General features: G+C 42.8%; 21 protein-coding genes. 3 read left to right on the forward strand and 18 right to left on the reverse strand.

From position 1 onward, the window contains the following. Window positions 1-15: 15 nt before the first annotated feature. The 5 genes from comA to degQ all read right to left on the reverse strand — a co-directional run bounded on the left by comA (window position 16) and on the right by degQ (window position 4,415). Window positions 16-660 carry a two-component system response regulator ComA gene (comA, locus tag NYE49_RS16165; RefSeq protein ID WP_003220716.1) on the reverse strand — a complete coding sequence of 215 codons (645 nt, stop codon included), beginning with the start codon at window positions 658-660 and terminating at the stop codon, window positions 16-18. 80 nt (window positions 661-740) lie between these two features. Beyond that, complete coding sequence (locus NYE49_RS16170; protein WP_063334593.1) at window positions 741-3,041, reverse strand: histidine kinase; 2,301 nt, start codon at window positions 3,039-3,041, stop codon at window positions 741-743. An 11-nt stretch (window positions 3,042-3,052) separates the two neighbouring features. Beyond that, window positions 3,053-3,217, reverse strand: a complete 165-nt coding sequence (gene comX / locus NYE49_RS16175) for a competence pheromone ComX (RefSeq protein ID WP_326148241.1) — start codon at window positions 3,215-3,217, stop codon at window positions 3,053-3,055. A gap of 12 nt (window positions 3,218-3,229) precedes the next feature. Beyond that, window positions 3,230-4,090: a polyprenyl synthetase family protein gene (locus tag NYE49_RS16180; protein WP_015483633.1), complete on the reverse strand. Its 861-nt coding sequence runs from the start codon at window positions 4,088-4,090 to the stop codon at window positions 3,230-3,232. A gap of 184 nt (window positions 4,091-4,274) precedes the next feature. Continuing rightward, window positions 4,275-4,415 carry a degradation enzyme regulation protein DegQ gene (degQ, locus tag NYE49_RS16185; RefSeq protein WP_003220708.1) on the reverse strand — a complete coding sequence of 47 codons (141 nt, stop codon included), beginning with the start codon at window positions 4,413-4,415 and terminating at the stop codon, window positions 4,275-4,277. Window positions 4,416-4,636: 221 nt separating this feature from the next. On the opposite strand from degQ, the gene NYE49_RS16190 reads away from it, so the two are divergent. Beyond that, a complete protein-coding gene (locus NYE49_RS16190; RefSeq protein ID WP_154796978.1) occupies window positions 4,637-4,762 on the forward strand; it encodes a hypothetical protein in 126 nt (41 codons plus the stop codon). 113 nt (window positions 4,763-4,875) lie between these two features. Beyond that, window positions 4,876-5,244 (forward strand): hypothetical protein, encoded by a 369-nt coding sequence (locus NYE49_RS16195; protein WP_015483634.1) that lies wholly within the window; start codon window positions 4,876-4,878, stop codon window positions 5,242-5,244. Here the strand turns inward: NYE49_RS16195 and pdeH are convergent. The 7 genes from pdeH to NYE49_RS16230 all read right to left on the reverse strand — a co-directional run bounded on the left by pdeH (window position 5,220) and on the right by NYE49_RS16230 (window position 10,903). Beyond that, entirely contained in the window at window positions 5,220-6,449 is a 1,230-nt protein-coding gene (pdeH, locus tag NYE49_RS16200; RefSeq protein WP_003243525.1) for a cyclic di-GMP phosphodiesterase, read from the reverse strand. The two genes, NYE49_RS16195 and pdeH, sit on opposite strands and share 25 nt — an antisense overlap. 136 nt (window positions 6,450-6,585) lie before the next feature. After that, on the reverse strand, window positions 6,586-8,058 hold the full coding sequence (locus tag NYE49_RS16205; protein ID WP_003228788.1) for a nicotinate phosphoribosyltransferase: 1,473 nt from the start codon (window positions 8,056-8,058) through the stop codon (window positions 6,586-6,588). 15 nt (window positions 8,059-8,073) lie between these two features. Beyond that, on the reverse strand, window positions 8,074-8,625 hold the full coding sequence (locus NYE49_RS16210; RefSeq protein WP_014477836.1) for an isochorismatase family cysteine hydrolase: 552 nt from the start codon (window positions 8,623-8,625) through the stop codon (window positions 8,074-8,076). A 96-nt stretch (window positions 8,626-8,721) separates the two neighbouring features. Continuing rightward, complete coding sequence (locus NYE49_RS16215) at window positions 8,722-9,120, reverse strand: YueI family protein (RefSeq protein WP_342410445.1); 399 nt, start codon at window positions 9,118-9,120, stop codon at window positions 8,722-8,724. Between the two features lie 71 nt (window positions 9,121-9,191). Further along, window positions 9,192-9,440, reverse strand: a complete 249-nt coding sequence (locus NYE49_RS16220) for a YueH family protein (protein ID WP_003228783.1) — start codon at window positions 9,438-9,440, stop codon at window positions 9,192-9,194. 72 nt (window positions 9,441-9,512) lie between these two features. Continuing rightward, complete coding sequence (locus NYE49_RS16225) at window positions 9,513-9,734, reverse strand: spore germination protein (protein WP_015384524.1); 222 nt, start codon at window positions 9,732-9,734, stop codon at window positions 9,513-9,515. Window positions 9,735-9,793: 59 nt separating this feature from the next. Next, the gene (locus tag NYE49_RS16230) at window positions 9,794-10,903 is read right to left on the reverse strand and encodes an AI-2E family transporter (RefSeq protein WP_014480712.1); all 1,110 of its coding nucleotides are present in this window, start codon (window positions 10,901-10,903) and stop codon (window positions 9,794-9,796) included. 114 nt (window positions 10,904-11,017) lie between these two features. Here NYE49_RS16230 and NYE49_RS16235 point away from each other — a divergent pair, with 114 nt between their 5' ends. Beyond that, window positions 11,018-11,407 (forward strand): DUF2283 domain-containing protein, encoded by a 390-nt coding sequence (locus NYE49_RS16235; RefSeq protein ID WP_342410447.1) that lies wholly within the window; start codon window positions 11,018-11,020, stop codon window positions 11,405-11,407. 40 nt (window positions 11,408-11,447) lie between these two features. On the opposite strand, the gene NYE49_RS16240 is transcribed toward NYE49_RS16235, so the two are convergent. The 6 genes from NYE49_RS16240 to essC form a co-directional block, all read right to left on the reverse strand. Then, window positions 11,448-11,684, reverse strand: a complete 237-nt coding sequence (locus tag NYE49_RS16240; protein WP_003220677.1) for a YuzF family protein — start codon at window positions 11,682-11,684, stop codon at window positions 11,448-11,450. 176 nt (window positions 11,685-11,860) lie between these two features. Further along, window positions 11,861-12,391, reverse strand: coding sequence for an HD domain-containing protein (locus NYE49_RS16245; RefSeq protein ID WP_003244444.1), 531 nt, complete (start codon window positions 12,389-12,391; stop codon window positions 11,861-11,863). A 196-nt stretch (window positions 12,392-12,587) separates the two neighbouring features. Beyond that, window positions 12,588-13,319, reverse strand: a complete 732-nt coding sequence (locus tag NYE49_RS16250) for a (S)-benzoin forming benzil reductase (protein ID WP_014477842.1) — start codon at window positions 13,317-13,319, stop codon at window positions 12,588-12,590. A gap of 62 nt (window positions 13,320-13,381) precedes the next feature. Then, entirely contained in the window at window positions 13,382-13,837 is a 456-nt protein-coding gene (essA, locus tag NYE49_RS16255) for a type VII secretion protein EssA (protein WP_010886603.1), read from the reverse strand. Between the two features lie 31 nt (window positions 13,838-13,868). Beyond that, window positions 13,869-17,105, reverse strand: coding sequence for a type VII secretion protein EsaA (gene esaA, locus NYE49_RS16260; RefSeq protein WP_174616589.1), 3,237 nt, complete (start codon window positions 17,103-17,105; stop codon window positions 13,869-13,871). Continuing rightward, on the reverse strand, window positions 17,102-21,589 hold the full coding sequence (gene essC, locus NYE49_RS16265) for a type VII secretion protein EssC (RefSeq protein WP_174616590.1): 4,488 nt from the start codon (window positions 21,587-21,589) through the stop codon (window positions 17,102-17,104). The genes esaA and essC overlap by 4 nt, the downstream gene beginning before the upstream one ends. Window positions 21,590-21,645 lie beyond the last annotated feature (56 nt).

Below are 21,645 nucleotides of genomic sequence, written 5' to 3' on the forward strand. Positions count from 1 at the left end.
ATTACACCCCCTAATTTAAAGTACACCGTCTGATTTCGCAATCAAAACCGCTTCCGTCCGGGAACCGACATTCAGCTTATTGAAAATCGATGTCAAGCTGTATTCAATGGACCGCTTGCTTAAATGAAGGGCATCTGCGATTTCTTGGTTTGTAAATCCCTTTTCAACTTCTTGAAGAATCAGGCATTCTCTAGGTGTGAGCACATCTTGTTCTTTTTGAGAGGAAGGAGCCGGCTTTGTTTTTTGCTGAGTCATCAGCTGTTTAAAGTAAGCAAAATCGACTAAAATTTCTCCGTTGAGTACGTGGTATATGTATTGGGTGATCTTTTCTTTAGATTCCGTTTTGCTGATGGCACCGTGCAGACCCGCACGAATCGCTTCCTCGAAATAATCCTCGACCTCATAACCGGTATACACGATAATTTTACAATGAGGATTCTCTTGTAAAATCTGTTTAGAAAGCTCCATCCCATTGACCTCGCCGCCTAAATTCAGATCCATTAAAATGAGATCATATGACGAGAAATCATGCTGCTTGATAAACTGTTCGCTCGGTTCAGGACTGAGACAATCAACAGACAAATTCGAATCCGTTTCCAAAATTGTCTTGGTGCCTTCCATGACAGCCGGATGGTCATCAATCACTAGTATCTTTTTCATGTTTTCCTCCCTTTTACTCACTCTTTTCCATTTTATAAAAAAGACTTGGCCTGTGCCAAGTCGTTTCCGTTATAAATCCATTACAATTCGATTTCAATATCAGCCTTAAAGCCCTTTCCTTCACTTGTTTCAATCCGAAGGCGCCCATCTAAAGCCCTGACTCTCTCCTTAATGCCAGAAAGCCCCATGCTCATAGAATGCTCAGTATTTTTATCTTGATCAAACCCTACGCCATCGTCCTCATAATGAAGAACGATTTTGTTTTGAATACTGATGAGCATAATCAGCACATCCGTCGCCTGAGAGTGCTTAACCGCATTAGACAGAAACTCTTGAATGATCCGGTACAAATTCAGCTGCGAATCCAGATCAAGGGAAGCCGTAAATCTCCCAGTATTTAAACGGATATGAAACGGAACCCGCTCCTGCTGCTGCGCCACCAGCTTCGACAGCGCCTTCACCAATCCAAGATCATACAGAAGCTGCGGCCGCAGCTCATGACACGTCTCCCTCGTCATCGAAATCACATCAGACATCTGCTCATTCATCTGTACAAGCTTGTCCTGCACCTCTTCACGGCACGGATTATCATCCTTCTTGAAATCACCCAAAAACAGCTCACACTGGCGTTTTAAGGAAATCAAATCCTGAAGAACCGAATCGTGGAGATCGCGGGCGAGATCCGAGCGTTGTTTTTCCTCGATCGTATACATGAGTTTTTTGAGCCATACGGGGTTGGATTCTTGTTGTTTTATTTCTTCTAAATGACTCATCAGTTCTTCAATTTTCATGACGTTTTCGATCGATACGTTTGTATAAAAAGCCAAAGTTTTCAGCCAAGAAAGTTCTTCGAGTGTGAGACGAGGCGTATTCATTTTAGATAAACAAAGGATCACAAATGATTTACCACCGCGTTCACCTATTTTCATGACAAAACCTTTATTAAATTCAACGATTTTCCCTATTTCGGATGTTACTTTTCTAAATTCTTTTTGATAGACTTTTTCAAATGAATTTTGATTAAGTTCTTCATAGAGTTTAATACTTCCATCAACTGAAACCTCATAAATATGGGCTCGGCTTACAAGCGAAACCTCAAGTATTGTAGTTTTCAGTTCCTCAAATACTTGGATCAAAGAAGTTGAATCTCTAATCAGCTGCGTAAATTTATATATACTGTCTTGATAATTAAATTTTTCCGAAACTCTTTTTAATCTAAATTTGAAATCAAGTACTTCCTTATAATAAAAGACCGCCACCATAATAATATACATAAGAATCGCCAGTCTGAAATAATAGAAATCTCCAGCTGGATTTCCTATTAACTCGAATACCGTAACTAAAATAATTGTGGGCGTTAATGCTAATATTCCATAATATTTTAACCTGCTCAAAATAAAATCCACATTATAAATTTTATTTGTCATAAATTGATAAACCAAAGAGAATGGTATTAGGAACATAAATGAAGCAGCTACAAAAGAAGAAATCCCATCAGTGCTTAAGAATACATAAGGTATTATATATAAAAACAAAAACGGCGAAAAAGATAAGATATTAATTATGGTAAGAACTTTTATAATATGTGCTTGTTCAGTATCCTTACTTTTAATTAAAATAGATCCAAAATATACGCTCACGATTATAAATGAAATAAAGAACGAAAGTAAATTTATTTTAGGCACATAATGTCTAAAGAAAAGTTGAGTTCGCAACAATTCAAAAACTAGATTTAGTACTGGAATTGCATATAATATAAAAACTTTTTTGTTAAATAACACAGTGCCAAGTTCTTTAAAATACTGATACAAGAAAAGAAGATAGTTAAACATTACAGATGTTAAAGTGAATACCATTATACATCTGCTTAACCAATCTCCCTTTGCAGATCCACCCGCACTTAAGTATGCTAAAGAAGCAGATAACAAGAAAATGATTAAAATCAAAGCAGAGAGTAGTTTTTTCGATTCATTTATTTTTAGAATGAAGAAACAACAAAATAGACAGGCTATATAAAATATTAATGGGATCACAAAAGTAGTAAAATTCCCATCATTCATTAAATCAGGCTTAATTTTAACCTTTTCTCCATCTCTCTCGACGACTATTGAACTCACATGGTTTGAATTATATTTTTGAACTTCAAGAGGACGCTTAACTTTATGATTATTAATACTTTTGATGACGTCCCCTTTTTGTATGCCTGAGTAATAAGCCGTAGAAAATTCCTCAATATTTGTTATTACAACTTCATTGTCTTGATTTTCGGCTACTGCTGCACCAACTAAAAGTTTACTCGAACTTATATATGTTAAATAAGTTACATAGACTAAACTAACTAAAATCAAAAAAATTGAAACTTTGTTGTACCATGCCTTCATTTATTAAAGCCTCACGAAGGAACCCAATTACCATTAGTATAAATTTGCAGCCCTCTAAAGGCATCAACTATACTTTTCAATTGATCCTTATCTATATTTAATAAAGAGGCTCTGCCTTCTATGACCTCATCTAAAACTTCTGGATTTTTTACTAAGTATCCGACTATTTCCTGCATATAAATCCTCCTTTATTTTATGATTCCTGTTATTAATTTTTTTATTTTATTCTCTTGCAATTCTAATCTAGCAATTTCTTTCTTTAGTTTTTGTAATGACAAGTGTTTCATTACAAGTAAATATTGCACTACGCCTGCCTCAGTTAATTTTTCTTTTATTTGTTTGGGATTCAATGATAAGAACAACTCAGCATTTTCATACCAACTCAAGATTTCTGCAGAAGCTGCATTAAAACGTTTATTTAAGTATAAGTATGCCAATGTGTTTTTCTTCTGAATAAAATCGTTATTTAAATAATATAAACCTTGGTAATCATTTTCGATTTGTGCAATAATCCCAAGTTCATAAGAATAAGAAGCTACAATGGGATGGTATTTGCCTGTTGCCAACATTACTCCCATTACACAGGGCAATGCCGTTAGCGCTCCTGATTTATTTTTGATCATTTCAAGACAGGCTTCTTCAGTTTGCGGCGCATTCACAATATCATCATGCTGGCCTTGAATTGATTGTAACGCAAAATTCAATATCTCTTGTGTAAATTCTGGTTCATGACTAGCTTGACACATCACTTGTATACTTAGGGTGTAAAGAGCTGTAACTGCATTTAAAGCGATTGACGAGTCAATCTTCATCCAGACAGCACTTCCATTATCTTGATCCTCTAAGTCATCATAAATATCGAATGAGAGTATAAGCAATTCAATTCCGGCAGCTAGCAATTCGATTGCTTTTTGGTCCTGACCGTTAAAAGCTAAATAATGATGAAGAGCCAAATCGGCAAACTCAAACGTATCCTTAGACTCAATAAAATTCTGAAGATATCGTTCCAAGTCCTGATTCATTATTTTTTGGCTTACAATCTCCTTCATTTTCTCCTTGATCCGGACAGAATCTAAACATATCTGCTCAATAACGACTTCCCCCCTCCCATTCCATTTTACTAAATGGGACATTTAAAGGACAGCAGGTTTTTCGTTTTTTAACAATCATATAATACTTTATCCATTTATTGTATCGGTAGAACGAAAAAAAAGACTTGTTTCCAAGTCTTTTTCACGAAATTTTCATTGCATAATTGTATTTATCGAGTTGATCAATGCTTTTGTTAATGTTTCGTAATGAATCTGTCGTTTCTTTAATATCAAGTTCGAGTCGGAATAACAATTGTTTTACTTCTTCAAGTTTCTTTTCCATCGTTTCCACACTCCTTTTTTTGAAAGATCAATGAATTGTGTATGGTGAACGAGTCCTAGGTATTTGATCTGTTACTAATAGTGTATCTGCTTTCGGCTCATTTTTCACCGAAAAGTATACAAAAAAGTCCTGCGTGACACCGCAAATCTCAATAGGCCCTTATACTCAAAGGAATCACAACAAGAACGGGACTATCTCTCTATTCGAAAGAGCGTTTATTTCTGCTCAAATTGAGAAAGATTCTTAATTCCCTTGATTTTAACGTGTTTCGCATTTTCACTAAGCAAGACTATAGTCCTTCATACCGTATTTTCAAAATTGAATATGCGATTCTTGGCGTTTCCTGACCGACAAACACCGAAAAAGACCGCAACGCTAAAGTTGTGGCCTTTTCGCTTTGTCATATTCGGCAATTAGGGATCTATAATATAGAAACATCCCTTTTGTGTGAGGTGCTCCCATGAGATATCGTTATCCCTGGTTTTACGTGTATCCGTATGAGGTACGCCGTCCGCCCGCTCCTGCCAACAATATTGATACCTTTATCCGTTCAGCGAAGCAGGCCGCGGGGATATTTGCGGATGCCCAGCTCGTTCTCGGCCGCATTGCGGGCTCGCGGGAGCTCTCGCGCCGCATTCTGACCGCAGCCGAGCAGTCCGATAAACAAACCATAAGGCGCCTGATCAAACAAATGGGCGTCCGGCATGAAGTGGATACGGTCTTTAATCCCGACGGCATCTACATCAGCCTTATCGGAACGCAAAGCCGAATGATTCTTGCTTTGCGGTGGTCAGAGGACCGCAATCATTTTGCGTCCATAAGATTATGACACCATTCCAGAGCCTCAAGATAACATTCATACGCTTCTTCTTTGTCGAGTTGATTGCCTAATTCCGAGCAAGTGTCCCAGTTGTTGCTTTCAATTAATTTCACAAGCTCAAGCATTTGGTAGTAGTCGTTTTGATGGCCTAATAATGCTTGCCCGACTTCATCTTTTAAAGGCAATTCTTGAACAATTTCCTCTATTTCTCTATGCAGGAGGGTGTCTATGAGAGAAAACATTCCGATCAGCATATAAGAAGCAGGCTGCGGCCGGGATGTCTTTCTCGCCAGCAGTTCGCAAAGCTTTGCTCTTATCAAAGAAATCTTAATGATTTCGTGCTTGCTGGAATGCCCTTTCCTGCTTAAATCCTTAAAGGAAAGAATATATATCCACCGTTTGATTTCATTAAATCCCAGCAGCATAATGGCCTGTTGAATGCTTTCAATTTTCTGGCTCAAACGGCTGTGGGATGAGTTTAAAAATTTTAAAATTTGATAGGACAGTGATAAATCCCGCTCTATGTACTCTGTCACACGCTTTATGTTAGGCTGCTCTTTGCTCAGTTCGTTAAGCAGTTCATAGTAAGAATAGAAATGAGTCGATAGGTCATGCCCGCTGATGATGCGCGGCTCGCTGAAAAAGTAGCCTTGGAATAATTGAAAGCCGTCTTGGACCGCCTGTTTATATTCTTTTCGGGTCTCTACTTTTTCCGCTAAAAAAATCAGGCCGCGACAGCCGTAGGTTTGCAAAATTGTTCTGCGTTCCATTCGTGTTGTTTTGAGAAAATCAATTTTCAATATATCAATATAGCTCATGAGTTTTTCCAGTAAGTCCTCATCTTGCGGGTTTATTGCATAAAAATCATCAAGCGCCAGCATATACCCCATTTTTTTCAATTCTTTGCATCTAGAAATGAGGGCCGGCGTGATCGGTATATCTTCAAGGATTTCAATGACAAGCTGTTTCGGATTGAAGGAGGTGGGAAGATTCGAAAACATCAGGCTTTCCGTAAAATTAACAAAACAGCGTTTCCCTTCCGTCAGCTTCTCAATTCCGATGTTTAAAAAGCTGTTGATCACCAAATCTGTTGTTGCCTGATCGCCGTCTTTAGCGCTATACACGTTCTCTTCGCTTTCTCTATACAGCAGTTCATAAGCAACAACCTGTTCTTTTCTATTAAAAATAGGCTGTCTTGCAACAAACACCCTCATTGATTTATCCCCCTTACAATACGCGCGGCTTTCACCCCTAAGTATATCAAATAATTTGACGAAAATTGTCTAAACATGAAAAATAATATATACATAAAGAAAACTGGCCCTTCGCGAACGAAAGGCCAGTTTTTCTTTATTCTTCCTCAAGCTCTTCTTCAATTCTGCTTTTCACTTCGTGGATCCGCTGCATTTTATTGCTCCAGCAGTCCTCGCTTAAATCAACCGGGTATTCCTCCGGCTTGCTGATTCTCTTATATTCCTCCCAAAGCAGGCTGAGGTTATCCTGCACATACTGCTGTATGTCTGAAATCTCAGGGTTTTGGTAGCAAAGAATACCCTTCTCAAAAATCAGCTCATGAAGATCCTTCGCATAAAAATTCGTGACAAATTTGCTGATGAATGTATGAACCGGGTGGAACATTCTGAGCCGCTTCTGATCATTCACCTGCTCATCATAAAGCGCAATATAGTCGCCTTCAGAATGATGGTTGGACTGATTAATAATGCGGTAGACTTTCTTTCTGCCCGGTGTCGTCACTTTTTCAGGATTGGACGAAATTTTGATCGTGTCAACCATTTTCCCGTCTTCTTCAATGGCAACGAGTTTATAAACTGCGCCGAGAGCCGGCTGGTCATAGGCAGTGATCAGCTTCGTACCGACACCCCAGACATCAATGCGCGCTCCCTGAGCCTTTAAATTCATAATGGTGTGCTCATCCAAATCGCTTGAAGCAATCACCTTCGCATCTGTAAATCCTGCTTCATCAAGCATTTTCCGGGCTTTTTTTGACAGGTACGCCAAATCGCCGCTGTCCAGACGGATGCCAATGAAATTAATGCGGTCGCCGAATTCCTTGGCAACCCTAATCGCGTTCGGCATGCCTGAACGAAGCGTGTCATACGTGTCAACTAAAAAGACGCAGTCCTTATGTGTTTCCGCGTATTTTTTGAAAGCTGTATATTCATCGCGGTAAGCCTGCACAAGCGCATGCGCATGTGTGCCGGAAACCGGGATATTAAAGCGCTTTCCGGCTCTTACATTGCTTGTCGCGCTAAAGCCGCCGATTAAGGCTGCTCTCGCTCCCCACATGGCCGCATCCATTTCGTGTGCCCGCCTTGTTCCGAATTCAAGCGCAACTTCATCACCAATGACGCCTTTAATCCGGGCAGCCTTTGTTGCGATTAATGTTTGATAGTTCACAATGTTGAGCAAAGCTGTTTCAATCAGCTGCGCTTCTACCAGGGGTGCCTCCACCCTCATAATCGGCTCATTGTTAAAAACGAGCTCTCCTTCTTTCATGGAGTAAAGTGAACCTGTAAAAGATAAGCCGCGCAAATATTCAATAAAATCTTCATGATACCCGAGTTCATCCTGTAAATAACTCAAATCGCTATCCGTAAACTTGAAATTTTCCAGGTATTCAATGGCTTTTTCCAAGCCCGCAAATACGGCATAGCCATTTTCAAACGGAAGCCTTCTGAAAAACAGCTCAAAAATCGCTTTCTTTTCATGAATGCCGTCTCTCCAGTACGTTTCCGCCATATTGATCTGATAAAGGTCTGTATGTAATGACAGGCTGTCATCTTTAAATCCGTACTCTAACACTGTTTTTCCCCTTCCTTACTCTGCCACTTGCGCTCCGATGCTGTTTGCAAAATGGGAAAGAGCCCATGCGTGCCCCTCCTGATTAAAGCTGGCAACAGCTTGTTTATGCACAACAATCCGAAAACCTTTGTTATATGCGTCAACAGCTGTATGCAACACACAAATATCTGTGCAGACACCGGCAAGGTGCAGTTCGCCAATCTGCCGCTCTCTGAGTTTGAGCTCTAAATCAGTTCCCGCAAAAGCAGAATATCTCGTTTTTTCCATGTAGTAAACATTAGGCTCATGTTCATGTTTCTGATATAGAGGCAAAAGCTTTCCGTACAGATCTTTTCCTTCCGTGCCTTTTATATTATGCGGAGGAAAAAGACGGGTTTCAGGGTGATATTGATCCCCTTCATCATGAGAATCTACTGCTAATACGACGTAATCACCGTTTGTGATGAATTCTTCAGTTAAATTGACGATCGCCTCTTCAATCATTCTGCCGGGCTCCCCGCAGGTCAATTTTCCGTCACTCGCCACAAAATCATTCGTATAATCAATACAAATAAGTGCTTTTTTCATAGCCGGCCTCCCCGCCATCAGTATGAGAACATTATATCTTATCTCCAGTTGTAAGTGAATTGCCATGAACAAAAAGACAAACGGTCCGTTTGTCTCTTAAGATTTCAGCACTGACCGATTATAAATGTCGTCCTGAATATATATCAATTCACGATTCACAGCGATGTCAGCCACAATGACGATGCCTAAAGGCGTATGAAACTGAAGATCAGATACAATCTTGAAGGGCACTCCGTACCGGTTCGCCATTTGGATATAAGGAGAGTAAGACTGATACTGAAGCTCTCCATTAATCAAAAGGGTGACGTTATGGCTGTTTTTCAGCTCGTGCTCTGCCTCTTTATAAGGTTTGCTTCTAAGCACCTGTCCTTTCGTCAATGCCAAAACGACTCTTTCTCTTAAAGAGCCTAAAAACAAATGGCGCTCGTCAGGCTTTGTCTCCAAAGGCCCATACATTCCTTGCTGCAAATAGAGATCCATTTTATCTTCACTCAAAAGCCTGTCCTCCCGTCTTGTTTGTCTTCATTATCACCTGATCAGGCAGGAGCTAAACTTTCAAGCGCCGTTTACATTTCTGTTACCCAATGAATGATTTTTTTGGCCAGCTCACCAGCAGGGGTTTCCTCTGTATGCCGGCGCAACGACGCTTCCAGCCGTTCAGGCAGAGTTGCTTTATCTTCTTCATAGGAAATGATCGTGCTCCACTCCAGCTGCGGTACCGCTACAAGCGTGCGCAGTTCTTTTCTGTTTTCATGCAGATACACGTCCGTGATCATTCCGGTTTGCGTATTGATATTTGCTTTTCTGATTTTCATAACATGACCTCTCTATTCAAAGACTACCCATATTATACAATAAAAAAGCAACAGCCTCTTGTGAAAAGGCTGTTACCCGTTAAACGAAACTGTTTCATCAGTGATATCGGCATCTTTGAAGAGAGTTTTACTCGTTTGGTTGTTAATCTTTACAAAATCACCAAGCTGAAATGCGCCTGACCCCGCCCCTGAATGAGCGACGCTTTTGGGCGAAATCGCAAATACGTCTCCAAAGCTTGCCGCGGCATTACCCGTAACTGACATGATATAAATCGGCCCCACAATTGCAGGCATTTCCCCACCTCCGCATTGATTTACAGCATCATATGCAAAGAGCCGATAATGGTGCCCGCCTATTCAGCTGGCTTTGCGTTTTCCTCGAGTCGTGACCGCTGGCGCAGCTTGATTAAGCGGACAATATTCAGGAAGAACGCCTTCACTACCGCATAAACCGGCACCGCTAAAATCATGCCGAGAATTCCGCCGAAGCTTCCCGCTCCGATTAACAGCAAAATAATCGTAAGCGGATGGGTATTCAGCCGCTTTCCGATCACAAGAGGAGACAGCAGGTTTCCGTCCAGCTGCTGAACGATGACGACTACAATAATTGCAAACAGCGCTTTGGCCGGCGAGTCCATAAAACCGACAATGACAGCCGGCGCGGCACCGAGAAAAGGCCCGACATAGGGAATGATATTGGTAATCGCCATGACAATCCCGAGAATCAGGGCATACGGCAGTCCGGCAATTAAATAGCCGATAAAACACGCTGTTCCGACAAAAAGACAGATTAACAGCTGCCCCTGGAAATATGCCGCAAGCGTATCGGATAAATCTTTAAAAATCTTTAAGCCTTCTGTCCGATAAGAAGCCGGTAGAATTTTTACTGCCAAATGCGGAAAGCGGTGTCCGTCTTTCAGCATGTAAAAAAGGATAAATGGAACAGTAATAATAACAAGCGTGATGTTTGTCACGACACCAAACACCGCAGATAAACTGGACGTGATATTTTGCGGCAGGTTTTGGAGAAAACTTGTCAATGACTGTTCAATTTTTGATATCGATACATAATCCTGGTTCATCATCCAGGTAAACCATTGAGAATGGGACAAATCCTTTGTCAGCGCCTGAATCTGTTTTATATAATCAGGAAGGTTGTTAAACAGCCCTGTCACCTGTGAGGTGATGATAGGTCCGACTGACGCTGAAATAAAGGCAAGCAAACCGATAAACAGTAAATAGATCAATAGAATGGATAATGTCCGCGGAATTTTTTTCTCAAGCAGGCGGACGACCGGATTAAATATGAAATACAAAATTCCCGCAATTAGCATCGGGAAAAACAATGTCGAGATAAAAACAATAAACGGCTGAAATACAAATGAAACTTTTGTTGCTACAAAAATAATCAGCAAAACAAATAAAATCTGCAATGTCCAAAAATGGACTTTTGATTTCAACAAGCTTTGTTCCTCCTAGTTTTTCTTTGTCTGTCAGATAAAAGAACTTATACCCCATCATTGTAACAAAAATGAACTCATATCAGAACTCTTAATATAATGAAAGGAGTGTTGGTGATGAAGGCCGTGACATACGATACAGATTCAGAACTGGCTTATATCTATGTTCTTCCTCCGAAAAAGAACAGTAATGTACGGACTGAGGAGCTCAGAGTCAATGATTGTCTCCTGCTGGATATCAGCCAAGACGGCAAAATCGCCGGATTCGAATGTTTTGGTGAGGCAGCACACCTCTGTGCCCCATTTGCCGGGAAATCCCGGCTATATGTAAAAGATTCAGAAGGTTATCATTTTCGGGTCTGCCAGCATGCTTCAATCCGTTCCTGCTATACAGTGTACGGCGTCACTTTCTGTTTTTCAGATGGTAACTATCAGGAATTTGCCGGTTTTGACCTTGACGGAACAATGTATCATAGTACATTTTTACAGCGCTTAACTGAAAAATAGGACGTCCTGTTGTACGCCTATTTTTCATGCGCAAGCACTGTTAGACCCGCTCACTGTAATCTGGGGTGACGGAAATCATGTGCTGGATTCTGATCAAACAAACAGAATTTCGGGCTCCTTCAATTGTGATATGGTCAGGTTTTACATCGATCAGTCTGCCTCTGACCGTATCTCGTACTGTCTGTATAACGAACCTTGAGCCGATGAGCTTTTTAATGGTCTGATAGACATAAGGATCGACTAAAGAGACCAGTTGCGGACTACCTTGGTTGACCATACTTTTATCCCCTTTGTGTGTTTTATCTCAGCTTATGCCGCGCTTATGGATAATGACACAGGCTTACCTGATAAAACAAAGGGGTGCGGAGATTTTAGGAGAATACGTTTGGAAGCGGGTGTAAAGGAAGTATCGATGAAGCGGAGACAGCGAAGAAAGCTGGCGCTGTTCCGTACTTATACAGGCTTTATCACGGATGCCTGGGCTTGGTCGATTAATTGGTCCAGCTTTTCTATTTTTTTTCGTGCGGTTGAAGGATCAATTTGGCGGTAATGATGGTGGCCGCCCGGCTCTTCATCCAGTTCGTCCGCTTTTTTGACAATCTGCTGCAGCGTGTTTTTATCTAATTCGCCTTCAGGCAAATAGGAATCTGTATGAAGCAAAATAGCTAGTGCAATCTCTTTTGCCGCTTTCGGTTCCTCGCCAAGCCGAATCAGAAGCTTATGCGCCCGTTCCGCCCCTTTAATGGCATGAATGTCATTTCTTTTATATTTCTCATAATCCCACTTTCCGTCTGTATACCATTCATAATGGCCGATGTCATGAAGCAGTGCCGCTTTTGCTGCTAAATCAGGATTAATGTCAGCCTTCACAGACAGCCTGTATGCATGATAAGCGCAGGCAATCGCATGTGCCACGCCGGAACGCTGAAGATATTTTTGTGCAATTGGATGGGTGAAAACATCCATTAATGTAACCTTTCTCATGGAAACCCCTCCTTTAGATATTTTTAGAATCCTAACATAATTTGCAGAGAAACTCAATTCTTATGTCACATCATTTTGATCTTCTTATCATCATTGTTATACCCTAAAAGCAGCGTTTCAGTCAGTATATGCGGCTGTTCAATAAAATGCGCTGGCTGTAGCCTTTTGTATAAAAAAAGAGCAGAAAATATCTGCTCTACAAAAACTCTTTAATATCATAAATGCGGCCGTTTTCCGTCCCTTTTTCTAGTAAAGAAAGCAGCGTGCCGGCAATAAAGTCCGGACTGCGAAGGCTTCCTGTTTCATTTAATTTCCGGAATCGTTCAATGTGGTGGAAATCCTTTTTCGATGAAGAACGGATGACGGCCTGCATCTCAGTGTCCATCACTCCAGGTGAGAACGAAATCATGTTCACCGGCAGCTCTTCATCCTCCTGTTCAAATCCGAATGTCCTCGTAAACATGTCGAGCCCGGCTTTTGAACTGCAATACGCGCTCCATCCCTTATATGGATTTTTGGCGGCTCCTGAAGTAATGTTGACAACCGTCTTTTTGCCGCTGTATGAAGCAAACCGTTTTGTAAACAGCTGACTCAAAAGCACGGGCGCAGTCAGGTTCAGCTGATAATGGCGCTGAAGCTCGTCAAGAGACGCTTCGCCGGCACGTTTGATCGGCGTTACCATTCCGGCGTTATTAATAAGGGTAATACCAGAATAACGATCTGGATCGATGGATGAGAGCAATGTTTCAAATTGCTGTTCAGCTTCTTCAAGATTGATGAGGTCTATTTGATGCTGCGTTAGTTTTTTGTGAGAGACATCCGTTTTCGTTCTGGATAAGGCGTGGACTTCATGCCCCTTTTCTAAAGCCTGTAATGCAATGGCTTGACCCAGCCCTTTTGACGCTCCGGTGATGATATAAAGTTCCATTGGAAACCTCCTTTTCCGTTATTATTGTACGGCACCGCTTTTACACAACACAAGCACGCGGCCTACGCCTTCTTGTTTTCCTGCGCTGTGACTTTTGGGATGAGGAACACGATGCCTGCAATTCCGAGCAGGATCAGTACGACATAGATCATCGGCAGCAGCAATGATGATGTTTCTTGTTCATCTTCTGTTTCCGTTGATGATGTCTTTGTCATTGGTTTTTCAGCAAAAGTAATTCCAAGCTGTTTCGACTGGGCCGCAATCGTGTTGGAATCCTCGGCATTTGTTGATGTAAACAAATCTTTTATCAGCTCGGCGTCCTTGTCCTTCGGTTTATCAAAAGTGATATCCTTCTGTTCCTCAGGCAGTTCTGTTTTTTCTTCATAGTAGGTATCTTCATGTAAATAATTCGTATCGATTTCGATGTCTTTTTTCTCATACTGGTTTGGCGCGACATCTGTATTTTCTTCAGTTTGGGCAGCAGCTGCAGAGGGTATGAAAAGGGAAAAGGAGAGCATACAAATCATGATCCCCTTTTCCATGCTGCGATTACGCTTCATACGTTTCATCGCTTTCTGCTGTGTGTTCAGCCATCAGCCGGATAATCAGCGGCAGAGCCGCGGCAATCACCGTAATGATCAGCAGAACTGTTATTCCCATTGTAAACAAGTGCCCAGTACCGTACTGGATGTCGATATATACTTTCGAAACCGGATCTTCAAATGTAAAGTTCGGCATGATCAAATCAATAAGCGGTGCGACATAGAATAGAATCATTGCCGCTGAAGCAACCCAGCCAGGGATTGATCCGAATCTGAATGCCGTCCGGATGAAGGCAGAGCTTGCGACCAGCAATAGAATCGTAAACACCGACCACTTAATCGTCTGATCGTCCGGCAGTGAATAAATATTCAAACCGAACAAGCTGATCATAAGTCCGACAAGGATATTCAGAATTCCGAATAAAGCTCCTTTGACGAGAAGCGGTGCGTTTTGGTAATACGAGCTGAAATAGCCGATTAACAGACTGCTGATCAACACAATGACAAGGATGACAACCGGAGGTACCGTCTGAATTTTTTCTTCCGGAACCTCTCCGCTGATTTTAAGCGGATTCGCCAAGTAATCATATACATAGCCATTGTTTTGCCCATCTACTAATGTGTTTCCGAGTATGCCGTATACGTCATTGCGCACGAGTTTCGTGGAAGCGACATTTTTCCCCCAGTTGTTGTTTAAGGTGTCGGCTTTCGCTTGAACATCATTGACGCTTTGCTGCATGTTGGTTGTGTAATCAATGATGCCTGACTGGCGATCAGACAATGAACCCATCATGTCTGACATTTGCAGCACTTCCTGGCCGACTGTATCTTGGACACTCAGTGCCATGGTGCCAGACAGCCCATCGTTGCTGAACGTCGCAGATTCCTGCGTTGCGCCCGTTACAAGCTGTTCTGTCGCTTTTGCGGCACTTTCAGAGATTTTCGTCAGTTCGTCGAGAACACCTGCTTGAGAGTCACGGATAAATCCGCTGTAGTCGTCCGCAAATTTGGTCATTCCGTCGATGAAGCTGTTAATGTCTTCATCAGTTTGCATCGTGTTGTTCTTGAGAGCTTCCCAGCTGGCTGATTCTTCAGGTGAGAGAGCCAGGACTGATTTGACGTTGCCCTGCTGGCCGTCAATAGCGCCGGCTTTTGCAGCACTGTCAATCGTACCGGATAATACAGAATCATAAACAGATAGATATTTATAGTATCTCATTAAAGCGGAGATGCTTTCTGTATTGATTTCTCCTGAAAACTGAAGCTGATCTTTATTTTCAAGCTCGCGAATCGCACTGTAAATCCCTTCAAACTCCCGCTTCCGTTTCGCTTCGAGTCTTTTGAGATTATCATCGAGTGTTTTCACCTGGTCTTTGAGATCATCTATTTCATCATTTAGACCGTCCATTTGCTCTTTCAATTCTTGAAGCTTCTTCTTCAGTGCTTCATTATGTGTATTTTCTTTTTCCTTCAGCTCTTCTTCGATTTGCTTAATTCGTTCTGACGCTTTGCTGAGCTGTTCTTTTGCTTTGGCGATATCAGAAATGTCATCGTTTCCTGGTTGATCTTGGTCCCCAGGCTCCGTCGTATCTCCGCCGCTACCGGTATCTCCTGAATCTCCGGTTCCGCCTTCATTTGCCAGCTTGATAAATTGAAGGGCTGAATCAGAAGATGCAGTCTGTTCGGCAGATGTGCCCTTTTCGGTTTGTCCGCTGTCGGACGCACCATCAGAGGCATCGCCGTTCTGCTCCTGACCGTCTGTTCCCTTCTGCTGGTCTTGATCGTGAGTACTGCCGTCCGTTTGTCCGTCATTACCGGTATCACTGCTGTTATTGTCGTTCCCTGTGTCGCCCTGCGTATCATCGGGATTTGTACTGCCCCCGTCATCAGGTTTTTCTGGATTATCAGTGGACGGATCGTCTGGTTCAGTACCCGGGTCCTCCGGTGTTGGGTCCTCTTTTTCAGGCTCCTTCAGATTGTCTGAAATATCCTGAATATCAGCAGCGATATTTTTCAGTTCTTCACGCTGTTTTTCAAGATCAATTTTGAGTTCTTCAGGATCTTCTTCTTTAGGGTCTTTATCTTTATCATTGTTGTCAGAACCATCGTCTATGACTGGGTCGTCCCCTTTCGCAACTGTCAATGCCTGACGTGCCGGGACAAGCAATTCATACACCTGATTTAGTGCAGCCTGTCTTGATGCGGCCTGATATTGTTCGATTAAATTACTTTGGATTTTTGCCATGCCAAGTTCCTGCTGGGACACTTGCCCTTCCCTAATTTGCTGGGCGTTTGCCAGCACATTACTGGTTTGTCCGAGCTGTGTCTTCGCTTGGCTGATCCCAGTTGCCAACCCGCTCATGCGTTCGCTGAACTGATTCGCCTTTTGCTGTGCTTGGATGGCATCCAGACCTGTCCGGATTTGCTGCTGTGTTGAATCTTGGGCTGCCAAAAGCAGCTTTTTCTGATTTTCTTGATATTCTTTGTATCTTTCAACTGTATCAATGAATTCTTTCAGCGTGTTTTTGGCTTCCTCCGCTGTAGAAGCTTTTTCTTTTGTCGTGCCTTGCGCTTCATTCATTGATTTCTTCAGCTCATCGATTAAGTCTTTTTGCTGTTTGATTTCACCTGCTAAATCATTAGAGCTTGGTTTGTAAAAGTTGTACATGACATTCTGGAATTCAGATTCTTTATTGACGATCTTGTCAAATTCTCCTCTGACGTTGTCCACTTTTTGTGAAACAAAATTCCAGTATAAGGCCGACATTTTTTTGTTCATTGTCTTTTGGGCATCCTCAAGCTCACGCTGAACTTTTTCTTTGTTAACCGCATTCAGGTTATCTTGAATGCTGAATTCGAGCGTTGCTTTTTGAGGATGGTCTTTGTCATAGCTCAAAATGTTTTTTGAGAAGTCTGAGGGAATGTAGACGATCGCATCGTATTTCTTTGAAGCGAGACCGGTCTCGGCCGCGCTTCGGTTTACGACCGTCCACGAATAATCAGGACGTTCACCCAGAACGGCCGCTACTTCCTTGCCGAACTGGGCGGATTTGTCCTCTTCATCAGACTTTACCTCATCACTCAATACGCCTGTGTCTTCATTCACCACCGCGATTTGCCGGGTGGAATTGACTGCTTTTTTCGTTGGGTCGTCTCCGATAAATCGGAAAAACAACACCGGCAGCAGCAAAATGATGATGACGGCGGATATTAACTTGATCAAGCTTTTTCGTTGTTCTGTCATCTAGCACTCTCCCTTTCAGCAGAACATAAAGGAATTTGAACTTTTTGCTCCTTCCCGTTTTCCACAACATATCCGAAGCCCGGCTGAATCTCAGGCTCCTGTCTTTGGTACGGGAGAGGAATGACATTTTGCTCAGATTTTTTCATCAGCAGAATCGCGTGGCGGATTTGCTTCATCTCAGTCGTCAAGGAGTCATAGCCTTTTGAGAATTCGCTGTGATTTCCGCCCGGGATAAAGCTGAACCCAAGATGAGCGTATGATTTCATGAAGTTAGCGAGACGGTCTTGTATTCTCGTATCAATCGTCTGCTGGAATCTCGTTATCCCGTCAATCATCAGCACCACTTGTGAGAATCGCAGATTTTGCGCGTCTCCTTGGCGGACGGCTTCTACATACATGGCCTCTCTTGTTTTGAAAATGTCTTCTGCTGTTTCAATCCACTGCTCAATATCTTCTTTCGTTTCCAAATATGAAACATCTGATTCCTTCGCATAATGAGATAAGCCGCGGTCAATCGAGTCAAACAGGCCGATCATTTCAGTTTCATCATCAATCAGATGTTCGAGCATTACTTTTAAGACGTTTGTTTTCCCGCGCTGAGTCTGGCCTAAAATCAGGCAGTGCTTATGCTTGCCTAAATCAAAATAGACTGGGCTGACTGTTTCTTCATGAAGCCCGATCGGTACAGATAAAGGCTTGCGTTCCAGCTTGAAGCGGATAGAAAATTCTCTCGTCGACAAGCTCTCAGGCAGCATCGGAATCGGTGCCGGCTGCTCCATTGAAGCAAATCGCTCTTGAAGTTTCTGTACGTCTGATTTCAGCTCGTTGAACATGCCGATATCATCATCAGCGTCAACAGGCAGGAACATTTGCGCGAAATAAAGCTCTTCCTTTTGAATGATGACGCGTCCCGGAATCGGCTCAAGATTGAATTTCGGACGGCCATAAATGGAATATCCTTCTGATTGATCCATGAGATAATGGACAACCTTTGTTTTCAAGTTATTTAACAATGACTGGCGGACAGCATTCACCCGCGTTGCTGTCAGCATAAAGTAGATACCCAAGCTTTGTCCGTCTCTGGAAAGCTGGACAAATTCCGATTCAAGCTCATGCATCTCATCCTTGACAATGTCAAAGTTGTCAATGGTGATAAAAATGAACGGAAGCTCTTCTTCGCTCAGCGCATTGTACATTTTGATGTGGCTGATTTCTTTTTCCCGGAACAAACGTTTACGGCGGTCAATTTCTTCTTTGATGCGAATCATGAACTTTTCAATTTTCCTTGACTGGTCCATCAGGAAGTAATCCGCGGTATGCGGGAGCTTCGCTAATGGCAGCAGCGTTCCGTTTCCGAAATCAAAGATATAGACATGAAGCTCTTCAGGTGTGTATACGTCCGCAAAGCTCATCAGGAACGTTGCGGCTGTAATCGATTTTCCGTAGCCCGAAGAGCCGAAGATGCCGATATTTCCATCTTCCATCATCTTATAAGCAATTGGCGCCTGTCTTTGCAGATCAGGTTCATCGACATACGCAAAGTGGAAATGGTCTTTTTCGTCTGAAGGGAAAAGAGTGCGCGGAATACGTTCCGCAAGCGGCGGCAGCCAAGGGCTTGGCAGCTTCTCGATTCCCATTTCATCTTGGATGCGTTCAATTTCGTCAACTACAGCTTCGATTTCGGTTTGAACGTCTTTTTTCGCGTTATCTTCGGTATCAACCTCAGAAAGCGGGATCAGACCCGTATCTGTAACAATCGCGATTTCATCCTCGGTACCGTAGACTTCCTCTAAGTAAGGCGCCCCGCTCCATGCAGATTGGAACAGCTCATACACTTCATTGTTTCCGACCTGCAAATAGCCGCGGCCTGTTACGGTAATGTTTGCGGCATCGCTGTTTTTCAAAATTTCTTTACTGTCGGTGGCATCCTGGACCTTGAGCGCTACTTTAAAGCGCGAGTTACTCCAGATCTGGTCGTCGATGATGCCGCCTGGCTTCTGTGTCGCCAAAATCAAATGAACGCCGAGGCTTCGTCCGATACGCGCGGCACTGACAAGCTCCCTGATAAAATCAGGCTCCTCGCTTTTCAGCTCGGCAAACTCATCAGAAATTAAGAACAAGTGAGGCATCGCCACTTCTGCTTTCCCCTGCTTGTACAGCTTTGTATAGTCATTGATGTGATTGACTTGATACTGGTCAAACAGGCGCTGCCTTTTTTTCAGCTCGCTTTTAATGGAAGCAAGCGCACGCATACTGAAGTTTTTGCTTCCTTCAATATTTGTGATCGTGCCGAGGAGGTGGGGAATGTTGCGGAACGGCTGCGCCATTCCTCCGCCTTTATAGTCAATTAATAAGAAAGCCGTTTCGTGCGGATGAAAATGCACGGCAAGTGACAAGATGTAAGTCTGGAGAAATTCACTTTTCCCTGATCCCGTTGTCCCCGCAAGCAAGCCGTGCGGACCGTGTGCTTTTTCGTGAAGGTTCAGATACACAATGTCATCTTTCCCTTTATAGCCGATCGGCACTGACAGCGACTTCGACGATTCACTTGTCAGCCACCTTTGCTGAATGTCGATTTCTTTTACTTCCTTTGCATGAAAAAGCTCCAGGAACGATACCGTTTCCGGAATGGAATTCGTAATGCCGACCTGGTGGTTCAGCGTCCGCAGCGTGCGTGAGAACCGTTCGTTGTCCTCACGCTGATGATGATCGAGACGGAACGGAATTCTTACCGCTTTTTTCTTTTGTATTAAAATGTCGCCTTCATGCTCATTGATGTAGCGGACAAGAGTTGTAATGTTTTCCGACAAGCTTTCCTTTGTTTCCGCTGCGACAATTGTCGAGATGCCCAGATGCTCATGCTGTCCTTCTAAATATTCGAGAATGACATGCTCAGAGATCAGCTGCTGATTCGTGATGACAAATACAAAATGCGGTTTGAACTGCAGTTTTTCTTTGTCATCTTCGAGATCACGCTCTCTGATCAATTCGTAAAGTGAAGACAGGAGCTGATCTCGCGTTTGCTCATTATAAATAAATCCTTTTGCATAAATATGAGGCATTTGAAATTGCGGAAGCCACTTCATCCACTCCCAGTCTTTATACTCTTCTTCATGAAAAATAAATACAAAACGCAAATCGTGATAGCTGTTAAAGAACGACAGCTGTCCGATCAACTGGTGAATCTCATTTTTCACAATTTGCGATTTACCGACAAGCCCCATCGGACCTTCTGCCAAATCGACCGTCACCGGCGCATTGCGGATATCTTTATAGACGCGCTGCATGTGCTGCGATTTCTCCATAAGGTCATCGATATCACGATTCGCCAAGTCTCCGCCGCTCATATTGATTTCATAGCTTGACGGGACTGTTCCCGTCCCAAGCCGCAGCTGGAGATAATCCTTGCTTTCAAGTGATTTTTCCCAGATCCGGTCACTGATTTCACTTGTTAAGTATTTCATTTGTTCAAATGAAGGAAAGTGAAATTCAAGAACCTGCTTTTGCTTTTCAGCAAGTGCCTGAAGCTCTTTCCGCTTATTGTCTAAGTAAAGCTTATATACACGCTCCCGTTTTTCCTCGCGTTTTTTCCGCTGGTTTTTATCCCGGAAATATTGCACTGTCGAGGTAATGAGAGTCATCATAAACATCGCCAAAGAAACGAGTATAAATATACCGCGCGGCTGGATGATGGCAACTACGCCCATCACGATCAGCATCACAAGCGGAGGCAGGATGACGAGCCACAGCCCTCTGTTGGTTTGATCGCTCTCCTGAGAGGGAAAACTGAAAGAAACGCGGTCATCCGGCAGATCGTATACCATCCGCGGCGTTCTTCTGTACTGCGGATATTTTTTCTGCATTTCTGTACTCGGTTTGACCGTTTCTGTTAACGCTGTTTCAAACTGGGCATAATGAACAATTTCTAAAAGGTCTTGTTCCGTCACCCTCATTTGCGTGAAGTTCCAGAATATTTCATCCCCCGGCTTGAGCGGCGTATTGGCGTTGATCTTCTCTCCGTTCAAGAAGATCGTTCCGCTTTCAGGGCGGACCGACCAGCTGCCGCCTGCACGAAGCAAAGAAAACGTGCTTTGTTCTGCAAATGCAAAATCTTGCGGATTCAGATAAATATCTGCATTCGTTTTTTCTGAGGAACATACAATTTCATCCCGATTTCCCGTAAAATAAACGGATTTCTCAGGTTCACTGCCCGTCAATATCAAGCGTATATCCTGCTGATCCGTTTGGAGAGTAAATGATATATCCGCCTCAATCGTGCCGAGACAATCATTTCCCAGGAAAACTTCGTATTGGCCGCCGGATTCCTTTCTTTTAAGAGAAATCACTCCGCTATTAAATGGAATGGAGCTGATCGTAACGGAATCCTTCACATCAGGCCCTATGGTCACCGGATGAGACGACGGGAGGTTAGAAAGATTTAATTTTTGAACGTTATTTTGGTAAAAAACCCATAATAGACTCAAATGGCGAACCCCCTTACGGCCGAATGGCAGCATGCGATGACCTGTGCTTCATGTCT

It is taken from the genome of Bacillus sp. FSL L8-0358 (genome assembly GCF_038593095.1).
GTDB classification, from domain to species: Bacteria; Bacillota; Bacilli; order Bacillales; family Bacillaceae; genus Bacillus; species Bacillus subtilis.